Source organism: Dysgonomonas sp. PF1-14, assembly GCF_029892965.1.
In the GTDB taxonomy this organism is placed as follows: domain Bacteria; phylum Bacteroidota; class Bacteroidia; order Bacteroidales; family Dysgonomonadaceae; genus Dysgonomonas.
In genome coordinates this window covers 193404-215261 of the sequence record NZ_JARXWN010000002.1, presented here as the reverse complement: position 1 = coordinate 215261, position 21858 = coordinate 193404, and the positions used below count along the sequence as shown (strand labels likewise).

Below are 21858 nucleotides of genomic sequence, written 5' to 3'. Positions count from 1 at the left end.
GAGGTCTGTTAAGACCAATTTCTAAACTCAAATTACATTATCATTTTCAGTTTTATATGCCGGAGGGGCATCATCTGTCTTTATCTCTGCCATGCCAGACTCCTTAGCAGCGTCTCCCTTTTCGTCTTCCTTATACCAGTCTACCTTACGCAGGGCATACATCACCGCAGCCAGAGCAATAAACAGTCCGATAGCTCCGAATAGCAATGCCATATTTTCTTGTTGAAGTACTACATACAGATATACATACAGCACAGTCAGGAATATTCCCATGAATATAGTCTGTTTCTTCTGCTTGAATATGGAGTGGGAATAGGCTGTTATAAGCAAAACGATAGCCAGTGCCGATATGAGGTAAGACCAGTCGAAGCCGATATGCTCCGAAAATGCCAGCAGCAGTGTATAGAACAAGATGAGAGCAAGGCTCACCAACAGATACTGTACCGCATGTATCCGCTTCTTGCCCAGCAGTTCTACCAGGAAGAATACAAGGAAAGTAAGTACGATGAACATGATAGCATACTTCACCGCCCGCAAAGTCTTCTCATAATGGTTCACAGGTAGTTCCAAGTCTATACCCAGTTTCGACTGCTCGAGACCTTCATTCTTGCCTTTCCACATCTGGGTAAAATTGCGGTTGTAGTCGTATATATCCCAACGGGCATCTATCCCTGCGCTCACGTCAGCCTTCTCGGCAGGAACGAAGTTCCCTATATATTCGACCGACTTCCAGGTAGATGTCAGGTGTATATTGGTTTGCTTACCGATAGGCAGGAAGTAGAGCCCTTCAGTACCATTCAGCACCAGATCGAAGTTGTATTTGGCAACCTCTTTCTGTTCGGGATTCAATGCCATGCGTATAGTCAGCCCCGACGATATAATATCGTTATGCGGTACGCTCGGTTCTATCTCCAACGATTGCCCGTTGACTTTGAAGTCGATCTTGTTCTTTATACCTTGCAGATTGGGTATTCCCAGCATCAGGTAGCTTTCGTTCCACAATACCTGCGAAGGATTGATACCCAGTGCCTCTACATCGGGAAACCCGAACTGCCCGCTGATGTTCATTTCCGCCTGATAATTGAGTATCTTCTGAATACCTCTTGTCCGCTCTTCGGGTTTCACATTGCCTCCTACCGCATACTCATCGGGCAGGAAATATGCCGTACGCACCTCTTTGGGCGCATCGGCAGGTATATAGCGAACAGCCATGACAGGTCCCGTAACCGTCTGGCGGCCGCCCCACAGCCAGCCCATTTCGGTCTGTTCGGCATCTTTATTGCCCTGACGCTCGGTGATCAGGGTTTTCACCATGCTTATAGGTATAAGCATCAACAGGGTCAATACACCGATAACGATAGTCTTGCCGGTGATTGTGTTTTGTTTCAGAAATGATTTTTTAGTATCCATAATTATAAAATAATAAAAGTTCTTTGAAATACAAAGTGTATAAATAAAAAAAATTACGATAAAGGATTTATCAACTTTTCGAGTGCATCGATATGTTCTTTAAAGAGTTTCCCTCCCAAAGGGGTAACCTTGTACGAGGTATTAGGTTTTCGTCCCAGAAATTGTTTTTTAACCTCTATCACTTCTTCTTTTTCCAGTGCCTTGAGGTGACTGGCCAGATTGCCGTCGGTAACGTCGAGCAATTCTTTCATTGTATTGAAATCGACACTGTCGTTTACCATCAGTACCGACATAATACCCAGACGTACACGGCTATCGAAGACCTTGTTCAATCCTGATATAATATCTTTCATGCTCAACCGTTTTTGTCTGACTTCATGTCATATTTGTAATGTATTATTATACCGTATAATATATGCAGCACACCGAATCCCAGCGCCCATATCAACAGATTGTATCCGTCTATCGCTGCGGCGATAAGTCCCAGTATGATTTCGCAAACACCCAGCATCTTCACATCGCGGTAGGTGCGGTCACCTGCATATATAAGCGACAACCCGTAAAATATAAGCATCGACGGGGCTATCAGGCACCAGATACTTTTCGATAGCAGGATAAGGCAAAACAGCCCGCCTACTACCATCGGCACCGAGAAGTCTTTCAATGCCTGCCATGTAACCGGCATCCATAGCTTCGATCCGTTCTTTTTTGCCTTACGGTCGCAAAAGTAGAATCCGACAACAGCAGCACCGATAATCACCAGTATGGCTAACAAAACAAGATCGTACACTACTGAGCCTGTAATTGTAAAACTGCCCTTGAGTATATAATGTGTGCCCAATGCTCCCAACAAGGCGACAGTACCTGCCGATACACCCGACATTCCACTCAGTGACAGGAACTTGCTCGAACGCTCCATCATGGAACGTATGTGTTTTATATCATCCAGATTTGTTTCCATATCAATTCTACTTTGAAAGACAAAGTAAGTCTTATTATTTGGATTATGCAACAGTTATATGGAATTATATTTTATAATTTTTTTTGTTTCTAGTCTGTAAGGGCAAATTGCATTCGCCCGCCCTACATCAATATTTATCATTATCCATTATTAAAAAAAGGTAACAAAGGTAACACATCTGCCGCATTTTTTCAGGCTGTTACTTTTCTACAATACTCTCCATGTTGCCTCCCCAAGGGGAGGCTGGAGGGGCTACCTTTCAGAACGCGTACATTGTTCTTTATCTGCTGAGATGTTACCTTCTTTGCTTTATCGGAATCTTTTATTTCTGCCACGACCGGTTCTTCTGCCATAATAACAGCATCGGTTATATTATTTTCATTTGCTTCCGATTTCGATTCCTCCTGTTCAATATCTGCCTTCATTGACTTCTGTTTTTGCTCTAAAAGCTTTTCTGCTGCCGCTTTTTTCCGATCGGCTCTGTCGAGTACCATCTTTATGGTGCGTAGATCGGGTAAATATTCTTTTTTGCGTATGATTCTCGATTTTAGCACAAGCTTTGCCGGATTGTCCTCACTGGGTGCATAAATATCTTTTTCTTCGGTCAGGCTATAGTTACCCAATCTTTTCCGCAACGAAGACATTGCCATCGCCATTGCCGCATCGTCGCGCTGCTCTAGCGCGCTGTCTATCTCCTCTCTGAAACCGGACTGAGTTTTCATCCAACCGTAGAAAGTTTTCCGGCTGATATTTATTGTAGCACACACTTCTGATATCGAATAGAATTTTTCTGCTATCAGTTCCACTATCTTTTCTGTTAGTTCTTCACTATATTTTGCCATAATTGTTAAATGTTTGATTTATAATCTTTTTTAGATAGAGATAAAAGCGTCCATAAACCATTTCGCTATTTAACTTAAAAAATAATAAAATAAACAATTAGAAAATGAGTACAAACAGATCTGATAGATCGTATTCAAAATGTACACGTGCTATTAAGAGCCTGTTTAAATTTTACCAAAACATTTTGTTATCGTTCTTTTTTCGTTCATTTTCAGTCTCTTTTTGTCCGCTTTTAGTTAAAATATTGCTGTGTATCAATAGAGTTATTTAACTGCCGACAAGACAAAGTAACTTGTAACTAATAAAATGGCAATAAACTGAAAAAAATATTACCTTTGCCTCGCCTTCGCTTTTGGCGATCGCTGATTATTACTTTTTACATATAATTCAACGTTTGAAGTATATAGCACAATTTACAAAGCATTTGATCGTTAATTATAAATAAATTGTACTTAATTTGCACATCGTTTCCGCTATATTTTAGTGAATGAGGTTTAAAAATAGAATATTACTTACCCTGTTTTTGGTTTTCAACATCTGTTCTGTATATGGGCAATGGGACGCCCAGATAAGCCAGTACTGGAGGTTGAAGAACTTTTACAATCCTGCATTCATAGCCGAAACAAATAATATGGAAAGTGCCCTGCTGCATCGTAGGCAGTGGGTCGGTTTTACCAATGCTCCGGTAACGTCAGTAGTGTCAGTGAATATGCCTGTTAAGTTTCTGGGCAAAGATCATGGGGTAGGCGTTATAATGACAAACGAGAAAGTCGGACTTTTCTCGAATACCTATATGACAGGACAATACGCTTACAAGTTTAAGTTTAAGAATAATAAATTCCTTCATGTAGCTCTTCAGGCAAGCTTTATGAATATAGATTTCGATGCTTCGAAGATACATATACCCGATAGTGAATATCATGATAAGTCCGATCCGGCAATACCAAATGGAAGTGGGGGGAAAACCCTTGATGCCGGTCTCGGTGTTGCATGGATCACACCGAAATATTATGTAGGTGTTTCGGCAAGCCATCTCTGGGAGCCCGGATTCGATATCGGAGATGACCGCTCCGCCTATGTTGCGCGCACCTATTATTTGATGGGTGGATACAATATAAAACTGAATAATCCGTTAATAGAATTGCAGCCTTCTGCCTTCTTTAAATCTGATGCTGTCACTTATCAATTGGACGTTACGGCAAAAGTTGAATATAATAAGATGTTCAATGGTGGAATATCTTGGAGAAAAGGCGAAGGTTTTGTATTTTTGCTGGGCGTTAAAATAAAAAATATTGACGCAGGCTATTCGTACGATCTTGTAACATCATCGGCATTGTCTGGTGCAACCAGTGGTAGCCACGAATTATTTATACGATATAGCATTCCTCTGACTAAGAAAAGAGAGCCGGGTGCTAGTAAGAGTGTCAGAATATTGTAACATAAATACGGATAAATACAAAATTACATCAATCCGAAAACGTTAATAGCTAAAAGCTAATGAACATAAATATGAAACAGCTGTTTTTTGCGACTATAGCTTTACTTGCAATACTTACTTCCTGCGGAAAATCGTCCGGAAGCTCCAGTGTCGGCGGTGAAGTAATCGGAGAAAAAGGTTCGTCATGGGCTGAACCTTCACCCTATGGAATGGTATTGGTCTCGCGTGGATCTATAGAAATGGGGCCTGCCGAGAGCGATTCTCTGTGGGACATAAAGGCTAATCCGAAAGGTGTATCCGTAGATAATTTCTGGATGGACGAAACCGAAGTTACAAACTCTAAGTATCGTCAGTTTGTTTACTGGGTACGCGACTCTATTATCCGCGAACGTCTGGCAGATCCTGCTTATGGTGGAGACGAAACATTTAAAATAACCGAAGACCGTTATGGCGATCCGGTGAAGCCACATCTGGACTGGACAAAACAGATACCGAAAAAGCCACTAGAGGAAGAGGAGCTGGCTATCAACAGTGTTACATTTATACATCCGATAACAGGACGCCGCAATCTGGATGCCCGACAGATGAACTACAAATATGAGTGGTTCGATTATACAGAGGCTGCTAAACGCAGAAACAGGCTGATTCCACAAGAAAGAATACTCAATACAGATATAACAGTAAATCCTGAAGAGGTGGTAATGATATCGAAAGATACGGCTTATATCAACGAAGAAGGACTTCCGATAAATGAAACTATCGTGCGTCCGTTGTCTTCACTATTCGATTTTGTACATACCAAAATTGTAAATATATATCCCGATACTACCGTTTGGGTGAACGACTTTAACAATGCTTATAATGAGCCGTATATGCGTATGTATTTTTCACATGCCGGCTATAACGATTATCCTGTGGTAGGAGTTAGCTGGGAACAGGCGACTGCTTTCTGCGAATGGCGTACGATGTTCTATCGCATGGGGCAACCACGTAATGGCCGTCCGATCGAAGAATTCCGCTTACCGACCGAAGGAGAATGGGAGTTTGCCGCTCGTAATGGCCGTACCGAAAATAAATATCCTTGGGACAGAGAAGGTACAATGGATGAGAAAGCTTGCTTCATGGCAAACTTTAAACCGGGAGAAGGAAACTATACAAAGGACGGAAACCTTATTCCGGCGCGTGTAGCCTCTTATGTGCCGAATCGCTTTGGAATTTACGATTTGGCCGGTAACGTTTCGGAGTGGACTTCTACAGCTTATACCGAATCGGGTACAGCTATGATGAACGATATGAATCCTCAATACAGATACGATGTTGCCAAAGAAGACCCGTATTCGATAAAGAAAAAGGTCGTGAAAGGCGGATCGTGGAAAGATATAGGACGTAATATCAGAGGAGATATGCGGGAAGGAGAATTTCAGAATCAGCCCCGTTCATATATTGGATTCAGATGTGTAAGGACACAAATAGGCTTTGCAAAATCGAAGAAATAAGAAACAGGATGAATAAGATATTTCAAATAGCAGCTATATTAATCTGCCTGTGTATGGCTACAAGCTTGTATGCACAGGAACAGACCGGATCGCTTCGCGACAGGCTGGCTAAAAAGCAACAACAGGAACAAGGCACTTCAACCGACAATGGCCCGAAGGTAAGCAGAATGTCTGTGCGTGCCGAGATGATGAATGCAAATCAGGGACAAGACCTGACCAACGCTACATGGATACGCGAAGTTTACCGCATACTTGACCTTACTAAAGGAAATAATGCAGCATTGTATTATCCGGTACAACCTATTGGCAATCAGATGAATTTCTTTACTATGATATTCAAACTGATGGGAGACGGCAATCTGGTTGCATACGACTGGAATAACGGTCAGGATCAGTTTACAGATAATCTGAAAATCAATTTCGGGGATGTACTCGAAAAGCTGGAAATCCCTTATCAAAAGAACGGGAACGCATATATATATGATGAATTTAGTATTCCGAGTAATGAAGCACTGCGCTATTATATAAAAGAGGCTTGGTATTTTGACCAATCTAACTCGGTAATGGGAATAAAAGTGTTGGCTATATGTCCGGTACTGATGCGTCAGGAATATCTGGAAGGTATCGATTTCGAGTACTCATCTGATCTAGGTATGCCGCAACCGCAGTTTTGGATTCCTTACGATAATATCCGTCCTTATGCCGCGCGTATGCCGATCATGGCTTCGAATCTGAATAATGTGATGACTAAAACAATAGATGATTATTTCAGACTGAGACTATATGAAGGCGAAATATACAAGACTACCAATATGGAAAATAAACTGTTGCAGCAACAGTTTAAAACACCGGAGACTTTGAAGCTTGCACAGGATAGTATAGAGAAGCAGTTGAGGCAATTCGATAAGAACCTTTGGGTAATAAATGACTCTATTAAAGCTGCGGACGGAGATGTTACAAAGTCTAAGAAGTCGAACTCTAAATCATCCGGCTCGAAAGCGAAAGCACCTAAAGCTAAAAAGTCTAAATCATCAGGTGGTAGTACAAACTCGGCAAGAGACAGAAGATAATATATTGCTTATAATGATATAGTTGTAATGGTAGCCTGAGGGTTGCCATTATTTTTTTGCCACTCTTATAATGATTAATAACTATTAGTTATAGTTTATAAACTATATATTATAGTTGTGTAACTAAAATATATAGTTATATTTGCTATGTAATACCAAGCAAAAGAACTATCATGAAAAAACTGACACAGAAAGAAGAGGAGATTCTTAGTTGTTTTTGGGCGAAGGGGCCGATGTTCGTTAAAGAACTATTAGAGATACAGGATGATCCTAAACCTCATTATAATACGCTATCTACTATTGTCCGTATATTAGAGGAGAAGAATTATATCGGTTATAAGGCTTATGGGAATACCTATCAGTATTACGCTCTGATTTCGGAAGATGAATACCGCAAATCGACATTGGATAATGTTGTGGATAAGTATTTCGGGAACTCATATACGCGTGTTGTATCTTCACTGATAGAAGAAGAAAAGCTATCGGTGGAAGAATTGCAGGATCTAATACGGCAGATAAAGAATAAATCTAAATAGTGTTGTTATGGACGTTTTTCTGATCTATATCTTTAAGTCAGCTATATACCTCATTTTGTTGTATATCTGCATAAGGGCATTCTTTTCGAAGGAGACATTCTTCGGTTTCAACCGTTGGGTGTTGCTATCGGGAACATTGATCTGTATGCTTTTGCCCCTTGTAAGGATTACGATAGAGCAGCCTTCGGTTATTCAGCAGCCCTTTGCTATGATTGAAGAGGCCATTGTTAGCCCAAATGTTTCTATACCAGATCAATATACAAGTGGCGCTCTGAATACGGAATTGACGGATATAGAAGAGCCTGCAATATTTCAGAACAGTTCTGTCTATACAGGGAAAGTATTAGCTGTCATCTATCTGATCGGAGGATTTTTAAATATACTGATTCTTCTCCGATCTGTGTTAGCAATGTGGAATCTGATACGAAAAGGTAGAAAAGTAGATTATTCGGGTTATACACTTGTTTTGGTTTCCAATAATATTTCCCCTTTTAGTTGGGGGCAGTATATTGTATTGTCAGAAGATGATTATAAACATAATCCGGAAGAAATTCTCGTTCATGAGCTGGCGCATATCCGGCATCGTCACTCAGCCGACCTGATATTTCTGGAACTGATATTGCTCATCCAGTGGTTCAATCCGGCTATGTGGCTTCTCAAACGTGAGATGAAAGACATACACGAATATCAGGCCGATATGTGTGTATTGCAATCAGGCATCGATGCTAAAAAATATCAACTGTTATTAGTGAAAAAAGCCGTTGGCTCCAGCTCCTACACTCTTGCCAACAGCTTCAATCACAGTAAGATTAAAAAACGAATTACTATGATGTTAAAAGAAAAATCAAACAAATGGGCACAGCTAAAGTTATTGCTTCTGCTGCCGATAGTATCGCTTACAGCGTATGCCTTTGCCCGTCCCGAAGTAAGAGAATCGTTAGATTCAATCACTCATCACGAAAGTACGAATAAATTTTCTTATTCAGCGGCAGAGACACCTCTTTTTAGTTTTCCATTGCCTGCCAGTACTGAGGTTTTGGCGAAATATGAGAATAAAGGAACAGAACGCTTTCCTTCAGGGTACGACCTGAAAGGACAAGAGAATGATAGCATTTTAGCTGCTTTCGGAGGTACGGTGATAGCTTCGGATATGGACAAGGTATTGGGAAACTATATTGTAATAGATCATGGCTTGGGAATAACGACATTGTATGCCCATAATTCAAAGAATCTGGTGACATTAAATAAAGCTATTACTGCCGGAACTGTTATTGGCATAACAGGAAGTACCGGAGTTGCAACAGAAGACTACCTGCATTTTGAGATCAGAAAAGACGGTGTGCCTATTGATGCAACATTGATTATTGATTTTGAAAAGAAGACATTGAAACCCGATGTGGATTATGGTAAGGTTTTCTCAATAAATAAATCATCTGAGAAAGATTATAATTCTACATATAGTTATACATCTGTAGACAGCAGCGGTAGAAAGAATCGGAAAAACGAAGGTTTCGAGAAAAGCGTAAAAGAATATTTAGCAAAAGTGAATTATTCGACAGAAAAAGACAGGATAGGTGAACCTTCAGCCGGTAAGTATCAATTGGTGTATTTTGGTAAGTTGTCTAATTCGAAGGCTGATCATACTAAACTTTATCCAAGCCTTTCTGAACTGTCTGTTTTTCCTGAGTTTTATAGTAAGAAGATTGATCCGAAGGATTCCGATTATTTACGCCTGTATTGGTATGTAGCGGATGGTAAGAAGCTTTCCCGAACTAAATTTTTAGACCGCTTTTACAATGGAAAAATTTTCTTTGAGAAGGATAAGATAAAACCGGAAGACGGGGTCGTAACAGAATTGTATGGAATAACAACGGATGGAGCTAAGACTCCGGTATTTTATATGGTAATGCCTAAGAAGTAGATAAAGATAAAAGGCTGCTTTATTGCTTGAAGCAGCCTTTACCTTATTTATATTTTCTCTACAAACTTCTTTTTCTGCTCTACCTTTACCAGCTTGAAGAGTTTGTCTGACGGACGTATTTTCTCACTCACCTTGATGGAGAACTTTTCGCCTTTTACGGTTTCTTTTACCGGTTTCAGATCTACACGAATTTCATCTATTGTCTGGAAGATTGCACCTGTAGTCGGGCCTGTGATCAGTATTTCGTCACCCACTTTCAGTGTTTGTGTTTCCATCAGGAACTCGGCAACACCCAGATTGGAAAAGTATTTGATGCCTTTAGCCACGTACAATTTCTTTTTGGTAGAGCCTGATCCGTAGTTGCTCGACCATTCGCCCAAGCGCTGACCGAGATAATATCCGTCCCAGAATCCACGATTGAATACAGTGGCTAGGCGTTCGTCCCATGCGGCTATCTTGTCTTCGGAGAATGTACCGTCACAATACGATTGTACAGCTTCCTTATAGCATTCTACTACTGTGCGTACATACTCGGGACCGCGTGCGCGCCCTTCTATTTTAAATACCCGTACACCTGCATCCATCATCTTGTTCATGAAGTGGATTGTTTTCAGATCTTTAGGCGACATGATGTATTCGTTGTCTATCTCCAGTTCTATCTCGGTGTCCTTATCTTTCACGATATAGCCCCTGCGGCAAATCTGGTTGCATGCGCCGCGATTGGCAGACAGGTCTTTCTCATGCAGGCTGAGGTAGCATTTGCCCGATACAGCCATACAGAGCGCACCATGAGAGAACATTTCTATACGGATGAGTTCTCCGTTAGGGCCTTTGATCTGTTGTTCTACGATGTCTTTATATATAGCGGCTACCTGATCGAGATTGAGTTCGCGAGCCAGTACGACCACATCGGCAAACTGCCCGTAGAATTTCAGCGCTTCGGTGTTGGTAATGTTCAACTGTGTCGACAGATGTACTTCTACGCCTATGCTGCGTGCATACATCATTACAGATACATCGGATGCGATGATGGCCGAAAGTTCAGCTTCTTTAGCTGCATTCACTATCTGGTGCATCAGCGAAATGTCATTGTCGTAAATAATGGTATTTACGGTCAGATAGCTTTTCATCCCTTTCTCTTTACAGATAGATGCTATCTTTTTCAGGTCGTCTATCGTAAAGTTGTTTGATGATTTGGCGCGCATATTCAAGCCCTCTATACCGAAGTATATAGAGTCTGCGCCACCTTGTATGGCTGCGGCAAGTGAGTCGTATGAACCCACAGGAGCCATTATCTCAAAGTCTGATATGTTTTTACTCATTGTGTCCGATTGTTTAGATGCCTAGTATAAAGCGGAGTGCAAAAGTATCGCTTTTATACGAAACAGGCAAATAGATATAATCAATGGCAGATCTAGAGCCTGTTTAGATTTTACCAAAATATTTTATTATAGATTCTTTTTCGTTCATTTTCAGTCTCTTTTTGGCTATTTTTTTCATTCCCTCAGTTCAAATAGCCCGCTATTATCACTTCGCGGAAGAAAAAACTATCTCAAAAATAGTTCTCAAAAATTGAACGAATAAAATTTAAACAGACTCTTATACCTGAGAGTTTCCTATTCTCGTTTGCACAGCATTAATGCTTATTTCCACTTCCTTTTTCAGATCGGCGTGGGCGTCGCCTTCGATGCTGTTGAGCGCCGATTGATAATCACTTAGGGCAGCCGGATAGTCAGCCTGTTCATAGTGAGTATTTCCTCTGTTGTAGTAGGCAATAGGTGAGCCTTCCAGCTCGATAGCTCTGGTAAAGTCTTCCAACGCTTCATCATAATGCTCCATTTTTTCGTGTACCAGTCCGCGATTATTATATGCACTGGCATAGTCAGGCATTAACTCTGTTGTACGGTTCAGGTCTTGCAGGGCTTTTTCGTACATTCCCATATTACTATATATAGATCCTCTGTTGTAGAACGACATGCCATCATTCGGGTCGAGTTCTATAATTCTGGAGCATGTATTCAGCGTCTGCATTTCGTCTCCCATCTGGTAGTAAACAGTTGCCAGATGTCCATATGTTTTGAGCAGCACTTTATCGCGCCATTCGGTATCTTTCTTGTACTTCTCATCGTTATTTATGCGCTCTATCAGGTTGTTGAGCATATTTGCTTTCTGCTGTGGCGTGCTTAGTTTGTTCAGAGCTATATATACATCGTTGTTGAACTTGACGAGGCTTTTTTCTCCCTGCTTTTTCCGTCTTGCTATCAGAAAAAACATGATGGCAAACAGGATGAACATAAGTGCGAACAGGGCGATAATGCCGACAATACCTATGGAGCTATAACGTGCAACACTTGTGCTGCTGCATGAGGTGAAAAGGATAAGTGGAGAAAGGATATAAATATATTTCATACGGATATGTTATTTGATTGCAATGTATGTTGTGATAAAAGACCTTATCTGATCTATATACTGAGGCTGTACTTTACCCTTGTTGTATGCCAGATAAAGGGTATTGGTTGCCGGAGTATGTCCCTGCCATAGGATGCGCACCAATTTCGATTTGAGTGCCTTGCCCGCAATGAGGTCGGACGAAACGGCAAGCCCGTCACAGTTGCTTACGGCGTTCAGTATGGCATCGTTATCGGGTATCGTGGCGTGCAGCTTAAGTATGGGGCGTTTCTTGAAGTTTTCGCGCCAGAATCTTCTGACCAGTGGCAGGTCGTTGCCGTATGCGTACCATTTCTGCTCTTTCAGCCATTTTTCGGCAGCAGTATAATCGTTTTCAGCTATCAGCTTGTCGAATACTGTTGTGTCCATAGCCGGATTGCATACGATCATAAACGATTCGGTGAAGAGAGGTTCATATGTGAGTGTATCATCCGATTTGCTCTGGCGGGTTATGATGGCTATATCGAGATCGTTGCTTATCAGTTTTTCGGTAAGTCCATCGGCAAGTCCGTATTCGACTGTAAGGTTGAGATCGGGTTGCTGTCCGATATATTGTGACAAATAGTTGGTAAATATTTCGGAAGGCGTGCCGAACCGGATGGTTGGAGCTTTGTTGAGTACCGTACGCTTAAATTCTGCTTCTACACGTTCCAGATTGTCGATAGACTCCACTATCTGCGTGTAGAGCTGCTTTCCGTACTCGGTAGGCATCATTTTTCGCGGCATTCTTACAAAGAGCGGTTTGCCGATATAGCTTTCGAGCGAAGCAAGCTGGATGCTCATATTCGGCTGCGAAATCATTAGTTCCTGAGCTGCCCGCGTGAGTGTTCCATACTGATAGATTGCCTTAAAAGTTCTGTACCATTCCAGGTTGACCATATGTTATGTTTTAAGATAGGACAAAGCTATAAATTTTTTTATACATAAACAGTAAAATATTAATTCATGTATATTAAACAATTTTAAAGCGGTAGCGTTATATAGACAATAAATGATAAATTAACATTTTAGTAACATAGTAAATTAACATTAGAAATTATGAAAAAGTATTTAATTGCGTTATCAGTATTAGTATTCGCAGTATCGTGCAACAATGCAGCAAAAAATAAAGTCGAAGGAACAGATGCCCAGGCGGCGGCTTCCGGAGCAGGTGAAGAACTGGTGGTAGACACTCAGGCTTCTTCTATACAGTGGAAAGGATCGAAAGTAGGTGGTTCGCATAATGGAACAATCGCTCTTAAAGCAGGAACTCTTGCTATAAACGGCGAAACAGTGGCTTCCGGATCATTCGAAATAGATATGAATGCTATTGTAGACGAAGACCTTACTCAGAAAGATATGAACGATATGTTGGTTAACCACCTTAAGAGTGCAGACTTCTTCGATGTGGCTACATATCCTTCAAGCACATTCACCGTAACCAAAGTGGAAGCTGCTGCAACTCCGACCGATAGTGTAAACTATATGGTAAGCGGTAACCTGAAACTGAAAGATGTAGAAAAGAACATTACTTTCGGTGCTAAGATTACAAAAGAAGGCGATACATATAAAGCTGTGACTGTACCGTTTACTATCGACCGTACACAATGGAATGTGAAATATGGTTCTAAAACGCTTTTCGCTGATCTGAAAGAGAATATTGTAAACGACAATATCGAGCTGCAAATAACAATAGTAGCTAAAGCTGCTGCAAAACCGGAGTAATTGCTCATAATAGATTGTAAATAAGTTTTTTCGGCTCTGGTTTACGATCAGAGCCGATTTTTATACTAAACACTCAAATACAATGACACTACAAGACTTACATAAACAGGCAATGACATTCAGAGATACACCTCTTATGCCCGTTGTCTTTGTTGGGCATGGCACACCGATGAATGCCATAGAAGATAATGAATTTGTACACGAATGGTCGAAACTGGGCATGCAGATGCCGCGTCCACAGGCTATTCTTTGTATTTCGGCACACTGGGAAACCAGAGGCACGTTTGTAACGGCGATGGAACAGCCCAAAACAATCCATGATTTTTACGGATTTCCAAGAGAACTTTTTGCACAACAATATCCGGCAAAGGGATCGGCTGAACTGGCTGAACTTGTACGCCGGCAGATAAAGGATGTAACGGTGGGTGAAGACTACGAGTGGGGGATAGATCATGGTAGCTGGAGCGTATTGAAACATATTTATCCGCATGCCGATGTGCCTGTTGTACAAATGAGTATCGACCACTTTAAAGGGGCGCAATACCACTACGATCTGGGTAAGCAACTTGCCTTCCTGCGCCACAAAGGGGTGCTGATTGTGGGAAGCGGAAACATGATCCACAATCTGAGGATAATGAAAATAGAGGGGGATGATTTCAATGCAGAGTATGGTTATGACTGGGCTTTCGATCTTAATAACTTGTTCAAGAATAAGATAATGGACGGAGATCATGCTTCACTGATTGATTACAACCACATACACACTTCGGCAGGGCTGGCAATACCAACACCCGAACATTACATCCCGCTGCTGTACACATTGGCATTGCAGCAAAAGGATGAAAAAATCAGCATTTTCAATGATAAGGTTATTGCAGGTTCGCTGAGTATGACTTCGCTGGTGATAGGTTAGTCTTAAATATCAATAACCAACTTCGGATTATATCCATTATATTTATCTGCTAAAGTTGATACTCGATCATACAATTTCTACTGTCAGATGAAATTCAACCTCAAAATACATTTTTTTCTTTCAAATCCCCTCCCCAAAAGCCCTTAGAGGGCGTTTGAAAGAGAAAAATGTTGTCAGATTAGCTGAAACTTATTTTGAGTGTCTGTAAGATCGAGTCCCATTTTTTACAATTTATCACTAATATATCCGTGAGGGTTGCATATAATCTTAGTATCGCCTATCATGTATTCGGCAGGCTGATGTATATGCCCATGTATCCAGTAATTCGGTTTATGTTCCAATATGAAGGATTCCAGATCAGATGCGTATGCAGATGAAATAGCATCTTGTCTAAATTTTTCGGGAATGGACTTTATACTGGGTGCATGGTGTGTGATAACGATGTTTTTATCAGTAGCCGATTCTTTCAGGCTATTCTCTAACCACTTCATCGCATTGTAGTGCATATTGTATGTATCTATGGAGCGTAATTTTGAGTAAGACGGGTCTAGGCGTATCAACCGATAATCGTTCATTCGCGATTGACACATACTTCCGTAGACTCTGGGATTTCCGTATAATTCGAAATTAGTCCAGAGAGTTGTGCCATGAAAGGTTATATCGTTTATAATAACGGACTTGTTTTCCAATACATGAATGTTGGTATTTTCAGCCAATGTTTCTATCTTATACAGCGTTTTGGGGTAACTGCCTCTGTAGTATTCGTGATTACCCAATATATAGATAACAGGTATGTCTTTTACATTCGCTTTTAACCATTCTATACCCTTAATACCCAAGTTTAAATCTCCTGCAACAATAAGCAAATCAATGTCATTAAAGTCTAATAAAGACATTCCAAATTCTTGATGTAAGTCGCTTATTATTTGTGTTCTCATTGAATGATTTTATGTTGAAAAATTAGCCCTAATATAAATCTTATTCTAATTACTGATCAGAAGACCGAAACATATTGTCTTTTATATTGGGTATATTATCCACAATCAGGTTGCCATCGAAATCGTAAACATCATCAAAGTCATAATAACTTGAGTTGTCCGTAATATTTTTCACAAATATATAATTCTTGACTCTAAACCAACTCGTTATAATCTTGTCATATATGATTGGAACAATAACTTTTGAATTACAATCTATTACACCCCATTTGCCTCCTGATATATCCCATCTGTCTTCTTGGTGATCTGAATTGTAATACAGTAGACCTCCCTTATTAACAGCCCATAGTTTGCCGTCACTGATCTCCTCAATCCAATCATATTCGACAGGTATAACGATATTGTTCTGACTGTCGATAACACCCCACTTTGTATTTTTAATTGCCAGATAAGGATAATCTCTGTTTTGAATACTGATGTAAGAATCTTCATCATCCTGATCCAGAAACATTTTACCCAATCCAACTTTATAATAATTGTCAGATCTGAAAAAATCTATGTAATCATATTGATTGGGAATAATCTCGTTCCCGTCGTTATTGATTATGCCCCATTTTCCATCGAAGTCGGTCATCTCAAGATAGTCATCAAGCCTTTTACCTATGATGGTCTTAAACTTATCCAGATTCTCTTCACGAGGTGCAGCGTATGTATTACTTGAGGCTCTTAATATATAATTATAAGGTAAATCTTTTTCTACATTTCCATGTATATCATATATGTGGTAGTTATTGGGAACTGATTCAACAATAATCCTATTATTAGAGACTCTTGAATGGATTTTTATGTTTACCGGTTGTATTATGATCTCTCCCAAGCTATTTAATATTCCATATCTATCTCCTTCTTCAAAAGCAAAAAGATTACATCCGATGGATGATAAGCCATCTTTTTCAACAATTAATGTATTAAACTTATTATCAAGGAGTTCATATTTTCCACAGTTTGTTTCTTTTATTATATAATTATCTTTAATTATTAAATATTTAGCTTGGAGTGAGCCTGCTAATACCCCATCCTTATCAAAAAGCTTATATAGCTGATAATCTTCATCGCTATACTCTACAGCAACAATTAAGTTTATCTCTTTTTCATAATGGATTGAATAGAATACGGGTTCGACAATGCAATTATAGTTTGTCGAGAATATATTTTTTTGTTTTCGTAAAGCACCCCAATTTCCCTCTTGATTCCTAAAGGTTATTATATTATTACTCAACTCTTCACTATATATAATATCCCATTTTTTCTGAATCTTTAAGGGTAGATTATTATATTGTTTCATAGCTTCATAAAATTATTGTGTTCTGTCCCTATCCAAAATCTTTATAATAGAATCGAGTTGTAAAGATACTTTTTTTGCACCATAGCGGCTCAGGTGATTACCGTCAAAAAAGTCTTCGGTGGTATAGTCTGAGCTGTATTCGTTCATGTCGTAATAATACACCCCTTCGTTCTTGCTCAGGTCGTTCATCAGTCCCCTGAGTATATTCATCTGCTTGTCGTAGGTGTATTTCCTGTAGTCCTCATGGAACGGTAATGTAACCAGCATAACGCGGGCATTTTTTTGTCGTGCCATTTCCACTATTTTTATGATGTAGCCTGCATTTTCCCTGACCAAAGGCATGTTGAGGCTTCGTACCGTATGGCGTATCGCAACTTCTTTGGCTTTCACTTGCAGGGCTGTAAGGTTAGTGGCTGGTTCGAGTTCTATCATGCCCTGACGTGTCATTTTGTATGCAGGATCGTCTTTGTTGATGTAATATTGCTTTATCCGGCGCACGTTATTTCCCATTGCATCCTGAAATATAAGCGGCTTGCGGCTTTCACTGTATCCTGTATCGATACCGTAATATCGGTAATAAGGCAAACGCCATTTTTCGACACTAGTTTCCAGTTTGAAGAACAGGGAAGGGTAGGAGACAGCGAGTAGTATATATTCGAGCGAATCGAGCCTGTCTATTTCCTGCTCTACTATGGCGCAATCCATGTCGAGCGACTGAGATACCTGTGCCGCATTGAATGTATATTCAGAAAAGTATTGCGGATCGAATCCATAAGCCCCGCTGGAATTTCCCAGACAAAGTATTTTTACCCTTCGCTCGTCTTCGTGCAGGTATTCGGCTTTCAGACGGTATGTGCTCGGTATCTCTCTCAGCATATATTCCATCACCGACAGTACAAGTGCCACCGGAGCAAGAAACAGGAGCGTATATGTGATAAACCTTTTCATAACGTCAGAATTGAAAATAGATGAATAAACGTTGCTCTCCCCAATAAATGATGATAAGGGCTATAATGAAATAGTAGAACAGCCATCTGAGAACTCTGCTGTTGACTTTTTGCCCGATACCTTCCAGTGCATAATTGTCTTCCCTGCCCAGCCACTCTATCAGTACGAGTAGGATCATAAGCAGGAAGACCTGACCCGAATATACTTTTGGCAGACTGAAAAGGTCGGCAGTAAACATATTTTTGATATACCCGAATGCCTGTGTCATACTTTCGGAGCGGAAGAATATACGCGCGAAAGCAATCAACAGGAATGTACCGCTCATCTGGAAAAACTCCTTTACCGATGGCAGGAATTTCCCATGTGCTACGCTATTGAGATACTTACGATTGGTCTTGAATACGATTGATGGCAGAATGAACAGGGCATTGAGCAGTCCCCAGACGATGAAAGTCCAGTCGGCTCCGTGCCAGAATCCGCTGAGGATGAAAATGATGAAAACGTTCCGTATCGTCTTGGCCTGTCCTTCGCGGCTACCGCCCATAGGGATGTACAGATAGTCTCTGAACCACGAGGTAAGCGATATATGCCATCTGCGCCAGAACTCGGCTACATTGCGCGAGAAATAAGGATAATTGAAGTTTTTAAATACCTCGAATCCGAACAATCTTGCCGTACCGATGGCAATGTCCGAATAGCCGGAGAAGTCGCCGTAAGTCTGAAATGAGAACAGTATGATGCCTAGTACGAGTGTGCTGCCATGCAGTTCCCCGTAGTTGTTGAATATATTATCGGCAAGCGAACCGCAGTTGTCAGCGATTACTATTTTCTTGAAGAATCCCCATAGTATTTGCCGCAATCCGTCTACAGCTTTGCTTCCGTCAAATGTGCGTGCTTTTTCGGTCTGTGGTAGCAGGTGTGTTGCCCGTTCGATAGGGCCGGCTACCAGCAGCGGAAAGAAGGAAACGAACAGCGAGTAGTTGACAAGGCTTTTGGTCGGTTGTATCTTATTATTGTATATATCGAACAGGTATGACAGCCCATGAAAGGTATAAAACGAAATACCGATAGGCAGGATAATGTGCAGGGTAAGCGGATGCGCTTCCAGTCCGAACAGGTTCAGCAGATCGGCGAACGACTGTATGAAAAAGTTGAAATACTTGAAATAGCACAGAAATCCCAGACTGACTACTACCCCAAGCCACAGCCAGCGTTTGCGCCCTTTGGCAGATTCAGCCGAAGCTATCCGTTGCCCCGTATAGTAGCAAATGAGTGTGGATATCGCCAGTAATCCCATAAAGCGCCAGTCCCAGAAGCCGTAAAAGAAATAGCTGGCTGCAAGTAGCAATATATTCTGCTGTTTGAGCTTGTCATTGTAGACAAACCAGTATAGCAGGAATACTACCGGCAGGAATATGAGAAAGGCATAGGAATTAAACAGCATATATCAGGGTAATAAAAGCCTATTTGGAACTGACGATCCTGTCTCCGTTAAAAGTAAGACTTCCGGCAGGATATGTCCATGTCTCGGTGTTCCCGCTTTTCTTAATGTCCTGAGGTTCGCCCCATGCAAGTCGTGCCATGTCTTTTGTCATGCCTGTTCTGATCTTGTTTTGCAGGATGCGGCGGAAATTGTTGGCGTTGTATTTGCGGGTTAGTTCTTTCGCTTCTTCGGCTGTATATATTTTCTTTATACCGTCTACATTGTCAAAGATAGAGTAGGGGACAGTGGTTTTCACACCTTTGCTTTCCAGTACAAGGGATAGTTCGTTTGTCGAATTATCGATGTTTACATCCGTACATTTCCATGTTTGTCCGGTAGTGAACGGCACTGCTGCTCCGGTGATGAGGTTGCGCGACATTCTCAGTACATCGTCCGACAGTACATATTCCTTTCCTGTGCGCAGTTGTCGTTGCTTTTCGAAATAACCCCTTACGATGAATGGAAATGTGTATTCGGAGTTGGTATTGTACTTGTAATAGACTATGTCTCCGCTCGACAATTCCTGCAATTTCAGATAGAAGTCGTCTTCGTATGCCGCCTTTTCTGTTTTTGTACTTGGATGCTTGATAACTTCCAGTACATGAAAGTACTTGTGCACTATGTCTTCGTAGCGCGAACTGTAGTTTTCGTTTGGCTTGTATATGTTTTTTTCATCATTGAGCAGATCATCGTCTTTCTTGTAGTTGATAATAAATCCATTGTAACCATAAGCCTGTGATGATTTGCTCAGCCCTTTCAGAAACAGTTCCTGTCCGGTGTATGCCATTGCATTTTTGCCTAAGAAGTTGGCAGTGCTGTCGTATGGTACGGTAATTGCTTGTTTATCATTGCCTGTTTGGGCGTATAGGCTGATTGTCAATAATGCAGTAAAGATGGTGATCGTTATTTTTTTCATTTGTTTATAGTTTTCTCCGGCCTCAAAAGTACGAATATTGATTTATATATAGACATTGTTTTGGGTTAGATGGTTTAATAGAAATATTTGTCTGTCATGTAAGATTTTGTTAAATAGTAGTTTATGTCTTTTATTTGAGAAAATGTAGAAAATTTAAAATATCTTTTCCGCTCATTCGTCATAAATAGTAAGGATATATCTAAAGAAAATAAACAAGTATAAACGTCATGGAAGAAAATAATATAGAAAAAGTCACGAAAGAATTAGACATAATTCCTGTGGCAACGATCATTGTTAGTTTATTGCTGATAGCAGCAAGTATTATATACCTTTTCTATTGGGTAGGAGATAATATATCGTTATATTAACAGAATAAAAACAAAATAAATATGAAAGATTTCAAGAGAAAAAAGATTGTAGGCATTTTCATTTTTATAGCAGTCTTTGCTGCTGCCATAGCTATTGTAATGCTTTTGTGGAATGCACTTATACCATCTATTATAGGATGGACAACCATAAATTACTGGCAGGCTGCCGGGCTGATGATACTGAGCCGTCTGCTGCTCGGAGGCTTCGGGCGATTCGGCAGGTTTGGAGGTAAAAGACACCATTTTAAGCAAAAGCGCGAAGAATTTCGCCAATGGCACATACTGAGAGATCAGATGAAAGACATGACGAAGGAAGAACGCAGGGAATATATGCGTAAGCATATGAGATATCACGGTTTTGGTGACGGACCATGCGGAAGAGAAGAGACTCCGCAAGATAACAGAAGTGATGACAGAAGAAGTGCTGAATATGACGGCTGATCTGCCAAAAGAACAGCAGAGCGTTTCGGACATATTCAAAAAATACCGGTCGCAACTGAAGAACTACATAGCCAAGCGGGTTATGTCGAAGGAAGACGGGGAAGACATCTTACAGAATGTTTTCTACCAGCTATCCAAGATCGACCTGATAGAAAAACCTATCGAACAGGTTTCCGCATGGCTGTATTCGGTTGCCAATAACCAGATTATAGACCGCAGCCGTAAGCACCGTGAGGTAGAGATGCCTTATGTGAAGACACAGGATGATGACGAACTGTTTCTGTCGGAGGTGACAAGCCTGCTGATGGATGAGGACGCCTCTCCCGAAACGGAGTATCTGCGTACGCTGGTGTGGGACGAACTGGAAGCGGCCTTGTCGGAACTACCGCCCGAACAGCGCGAGGTGTTCGATCTGACCGAAATGGAAGGTTTTTCGTTCAAGGAGATTGCCGAAACGATGGACATTCCTGTCAATACGCTGATATCGAGAAAGCGGTATGCTGTATTGCATCTTCGCGAACGATTACGTACTTTGTATGAGGAGTTGCTGGAAGGATAGGTTTAGTGAATAACTGATTTTCCTGCAAAGGCACATTTAATAATAGTTTTCATAAGAGCGAGCTCCGAACAATTATTGTCCGGAGCTTGTTTGTTTTGCAAATCTCAAATACTGCTTGAC

General features: G+C 40.8%; 21 protein-coding genes. 9 read left to right on the top strand and 12 right to left on the bottom strand.

Annotated features, from left to right (window positions below):
• Nucleotides 1-27: 27 nt before the first annotated feature.
• The 4 genes from creD to M2448_RS03250 all read right to left on the bottom strand — a co-directional run bounded on the left by creD (nt 28) and on the right by M2448_RS03250 (nt 3213).
• A complete protein-coding gene (creD, locus tag M2448_RS03265; protein WP_280644851.1) occupies nt 28-1410 on the bottom strand; it encodes a cell envelope integrity protein CreD in 1383 nt (460 codons plus the stop codon).
• A 53-nt stretch (nt 1411-1463) separates the two neighbouring features.
• Nucleotides 1464-1763, bottom strand: coding sequence for a transcriptional regulator (locus M2448_RS03260; protein WP_280644850.1), 300 nt, complete (start codon nt 1761-1763; stop codon nt 1464-1466).
• 2 nt (nt 1764-1765) lie between these two features.
• The gene (locus M2448_RS03255) at nt 1766-2371 is read right to left on the bottom strand and encodes a hypothetical protein (RefSeq protein WP_280644849.1); all 606 of its coding nucleotides are present in this window, start codon (nt 2369-2371) and stop codon (nt 1766-1768) included.
• Nucleotides 2372-2562: 191 nt separating this feature from the next.
• The gene (locus tag M2448_RS03250; RefSeq protein ID WP_280644848.1) at nt 2563-3213 is read right to left on the bottom strand and encodes a transposase; all 651 of its coding nucleotides are present in this window, start codon (nt 3211-3213) and stop codon (nt 2563-2565) included.
• A gap of 488 nt (nt 3214-3701) precedes the next feature.
• Here M2448_RS03250 and M2448_RS03245 point away from each other — a divergent pair, with 488 nt between their 5' ends.
• From M2448_RS03245 to M2448_RS03225, 5 genes are all read left to right on the top strand, one after another.
• Nucleotides 3702-4652, top strand: coding sequence for a type IX secretion system membrane protein PorP/SprF (locus tag M2448_RS03245; RefSeq protein ID WP_280644847.1), 951 nt, complete (start codon nt 3702-3704; stop codon nt 4650-4652).
• 71 nt (nt 4653-4723) lie between these two features.
• Complete coding sequence (locus M2448_RS03240) at nt 4724-6148, top strand: SUMF1/EgtB/PvdO family nonheme iron enzyme (RefSeq protein WP_280644846.1); 1425 nt, start codon at nt 4724-4726, stop codon at nt 6146-6148.
• A gap of 8 nt (nt 6149-6156) precedes the next feature.
• Nucleotides 6157-7218, top strand: coding sequence for a gliding motility protein GldN (gene gldN / locus M2448_RS03235; RefSeq protein ID WP_280644845.1), 1062 nt, complete (start codon nt 6157-6159; stop codon nt 7216-7218).
• A gap of 173 nt (nt 7219-7391) precedes the next feature.
• Complete coding sequence (locus M2448_RS03230) at nt 7392-7754, top strand: BlaI/MecI/CopY family transcriptional regulator (protein WP_280644844.1); 363 nt, start codon at nt 7392-7394, stop codon at nt 7752-7754.
• Nucleotides 7755-7761: 7 nt separating this feature from the next.
• Entirely contained in the window at nt 7762-9675 is a 1914-nt protein-coding gene (locus tag M2448_RS03225) for a M23/M56 family metallopeptidase (protein ID WP_280644843.1), read from the top strand.
• A gap of 47 nt (nt 9676-9722) precedes the next feature.
• Here M2448_RS03225 and M2448_RS03220 read toward each other — a convergent pair whose 3' ends face one another.
• The 3 genes from M2448_RS03220 to M2448_RS03210 form a co-directional block, all read right to left on the bottom strand.
• On the bottom strand, nt 9723-10997 hold the full coding sequence (locus M2448_RS03220; RefSeq protein ID WP_280644842.1) for a peptidase U32 family protein: 1275 nt from the start codon (nt 10995-10997) through the stop codon (nt 9723-9725).
• A 277-nt stretch (nt 10998-11274) separates the two neighbouring features.
• Nucleotides 11275-12084 (bottom strand): tetratricopeptide repeat protein, encoded by an 810-nt coding sequence (locus tag M2448_RS03215; RefSeq protein WP_280644841.1) that lies wholly within the window; start codon nt 12082-12084, stop codon nt 11275-11277.
• Between the two features lie 9 nt (nt 12085-12093).
• Complete coding sequence (locus M2448_RS03210; protein WP_280644840.1) at nt 12094-13002, bottom strand: LysR family transcriptional regulator; 909 nt, start codon at nt 13000-13002, stop codon at nt 12094-12096.
• Between the two features lie 159 nt (nt 13003-13161).
• Here M2448_RS03210 and M2448_RS03205 point away from each other — a divergent pair, with 159 nt between their 5' ends.
• Both M2448_RS03205 and ygiD read left to right on the top strand, forming a co-directional pair.
• On the top strand, nt 13162-13827 hold the full coding sequence (locus M2448_RS03205) for a YceI family protein (protein WP_280644839.1): 666 nt from the start codon (nt 13162-13164) through the stop codon (nt 13825-13827).
• A gap of 82 nt (nt 13828-13909) precedes the next feature.
• Nucleotides 13910-14740, top strand: coding sequence for a 4,5-DOPA dioxygenase extradiol (gene ygiD / locus M2448_RS03200; RefSeq protein ID WP_280644838.1), 831 nt, complete (start codon nt 13910-13912; stop codon nt 14738-14740).
• Between the two features lie 224 nt (nt 14741-14964).
• Here the strand turns inward: ygiD and M2448_RS03195 are convergent, their stop codons facing one another.
• The 5 genes from M2448_RS03195 to M2448_RS03175 are packed head-to-tail and all read right to left on the bottom strand — an operon-like array spanning nt 14965 to nt 20370.
• Nucleotides 14965-15678: a metallophosphoesterase gene (locus M2448_RS03195; RefSeq protein WP_280644837.1), complete on the bottom strand. Its 714-nt coding sequence runs from the start codon at nt 15676-15678 to the stop codon at nt 14965-14967.
• Between the two features lie 49 nt (nt 15679-15727).
• Complete coding sequence (locus M2448_RS03190; protein ID WP_280644836.1) at nt 15728-17023, bottom strand: WG repeat-containing protein; 1296 nt, start codon at nt 17021-17023, stop codon at nt 15728-15730.
• Nucleotides 17024-17035: 12 nt separating this feature from the next.
• Entirely contained in the window at nt 17036-17971 is a 936-nt protein-coding gene (locus tag M2448_RS03185; RefSeq protein ID WP_280644835.1) for a DUF1574 family protein, read from the bottom strand.
• Between the two features lie 4 nt (nt 17972-17975).
• The gene (locus M2448_RS03180) at nt 17976-19415 is read right to left on the bottom strand and encodes an MBOAT family O-acyltransferase (RefSeq protein WP_280644834.1); all 1440 of its coding nucleotides are present in this window, start codon (nt 19413-19415) and stop codon (nt 17976-17978) included.
• A gap of 19 nt (nt 19416-19434) precedes the next feature.
• A complete protein-coding gene (locus tag M2448_RS03175; RefSeq protein ID WP_280644833.1) occupies nt 19435-20370 on the bottom strand; it encodes a hypothetical protein in 936 nt (311 codons plus the stop codon).
• A 389-nt stretch (nt 20371-20759) separates the two neighbouring features.
• On the opposite strand from M2448_RS03175, the gene M2448_RS03170 reads away from it, so the two are divergent.
• Nucleotides 20760-21179 carry a hypothetical protein gene (locus M2448_RS03170; RefSeq protein ID WP_280644832.1) on the top strand — a complete coding sequence of 140 codons (420 nt, stop codon included), beginning with the start codon at nt 20760-20762 and terminating at the stop codon, nt 21177-21179.
• On the top strand, nt 21148-21738 hold the full coding sequence (locus M2448_RS03165; RefSeq protein WP_280644831.1) for an RNA polymerase sigma factor: 591 nt from the start codon (nt 21148-21150) through the stop codon (nt 21736-21738). Before M2448_RS03170 ends, M2448_RS03165 begins: the two co-directional genes overlap by 32 nt.
• Nucleotides 21739-21858 lie beyond the last annotated feature (120 nt).

Coding starts and splice junctions, on each gene's coding strand:
- M2448_RS03190 (WP_280644836.1), bottom strand. CDS start 17,023: ATGAAACAATATAATAATCTACCCTTAAAGATTCAGAAAAAATGGGAT.
- M2448_RS03165 (WP_280644831.1), top strand. CDS start 21,148: ATGACAGAAGAAGTGCTGAATATGACGGCTGATCTGCCAAAAGAACAG.
- M2448_RS03215 (WP_280644841.1), bottom strand. CDS start 12,084: ATGAAATATATTTATATCCTTTCTCCACTTATCCTTTTCACCTCATGC.
- M2448_RS03260 (WP_280644850.1), bottom strand. CDS start 1,763: ATGAAAGATATTATATCAGGATTGAACAAGGTCTTCGATAGCCGTGTA.
- M2448_RS03250 (WP_280644848.1), bottom strand. CDS start 3,213: ATGGCAAAATATAGTGAAGAACTAACAGAAAAGATAGTGGAACTGATA.
- gldN (WP_280644845.1), top strand. CDS start 6,157: ATGAATAAGATATTTCAAATAGCAGCTATATTAATCTGCCTGTGTATG.
- M2448_RS03245 (WP_280644847.1), top strand. CDS start 3,702: ATGAGGTTTAAAAATAGAATATTACTTACCCTGTTTTTGGTTTTCAAC.
- M2448_RS03210 (WP_280644840.1), bottom strand. CDS start 13,002: ATGGTCAACCTGGAATGGTACAGAACTTTTAAGGCAATCTATCAGTAT.
- M2448_RS03240 (WP_280644846.1), top strand. CDS start 4,724: ATGAAACAGCTGTTTTTTGCGACTATAGCTTTACTTGCAATACTTACT.
- creD (WP_280644851.1), bottom strand. CDS start 1,410: ATGGATACTAAAAAATCATTTCTGAAACAAAACACAATCACCGGCAAG.
- M2448_RS03170 (WP_280644832.1), top strand. CDS start 20,760: ATGAAAGATTTCAAGAGAAAAAAGATTGTAGGCATTTTCATTTTTATA.
- M2448_RS03185 (WP_280644835.1), bottom strand. CDS start 17,971: ATGAAAAGGTTTATCACATATACGCTCCTGTTTCTTGCTCCGGTGGCA.
- M2448_RS03220 (WP_280644842.1), bottom strand. CDS start 10,997: ATGAGTAAAAACATATCAGACTTTGAGATAATGGCTCCTGTGGGTTCA.
- M2448_RS03230 (WP_280644844.1), top strand. CDS start 7,392: ATGAAAAAACTGACACAGAAAGAAGAGGAGATTCTTAGTTGTTTTTGG.
- ygiD (WP_280644838.1), top strand. CDS start 13,910: ATGACACTACAAGACTTACATAAACAGGCAATGACATTCAGAGATACA.
- M2448_RS03195 (WP_280644837.1), bottom strand. CDS start 15,678: ATGAGAACACAAATAATAAGCGACTTACATCAAGAATTTGGAATGTCT.
- M2448_RS03255 (WP_280644849.1), bottom strand. CDS start 2,371: ATGGAAACAAATCTGGATGATATAAAACACATACGTTCCATGATGGAG.
- M2448_RS03175 (WP_280644833.1), bottom strand. CDS start 20,370: ATGAAAAAAATAACGATCACCATCTTTACTGCATTATTGACAATCAGC.
- M2448_RS03205 (WP_280644839.1), top strand. CDS start 13,162: ATGAAAAAGTATTTAATTGCGTTATCAGTATTAGTATTCGCAGTATCG.
- M2448_RS03225 (WP_280644843.1), top strand. CDS start 7,762: ATGGACGTTTTTCTGATCTATATCTTTAAGTCAGCTATATACCTCATT.
- M2448_RS03180 (WP_280644834.1), bottom strand. CDS start 19,415: ATGCTGTTTAATTCCTATGCCTTTCTCATATTCCTGCCGGTAGTATTC.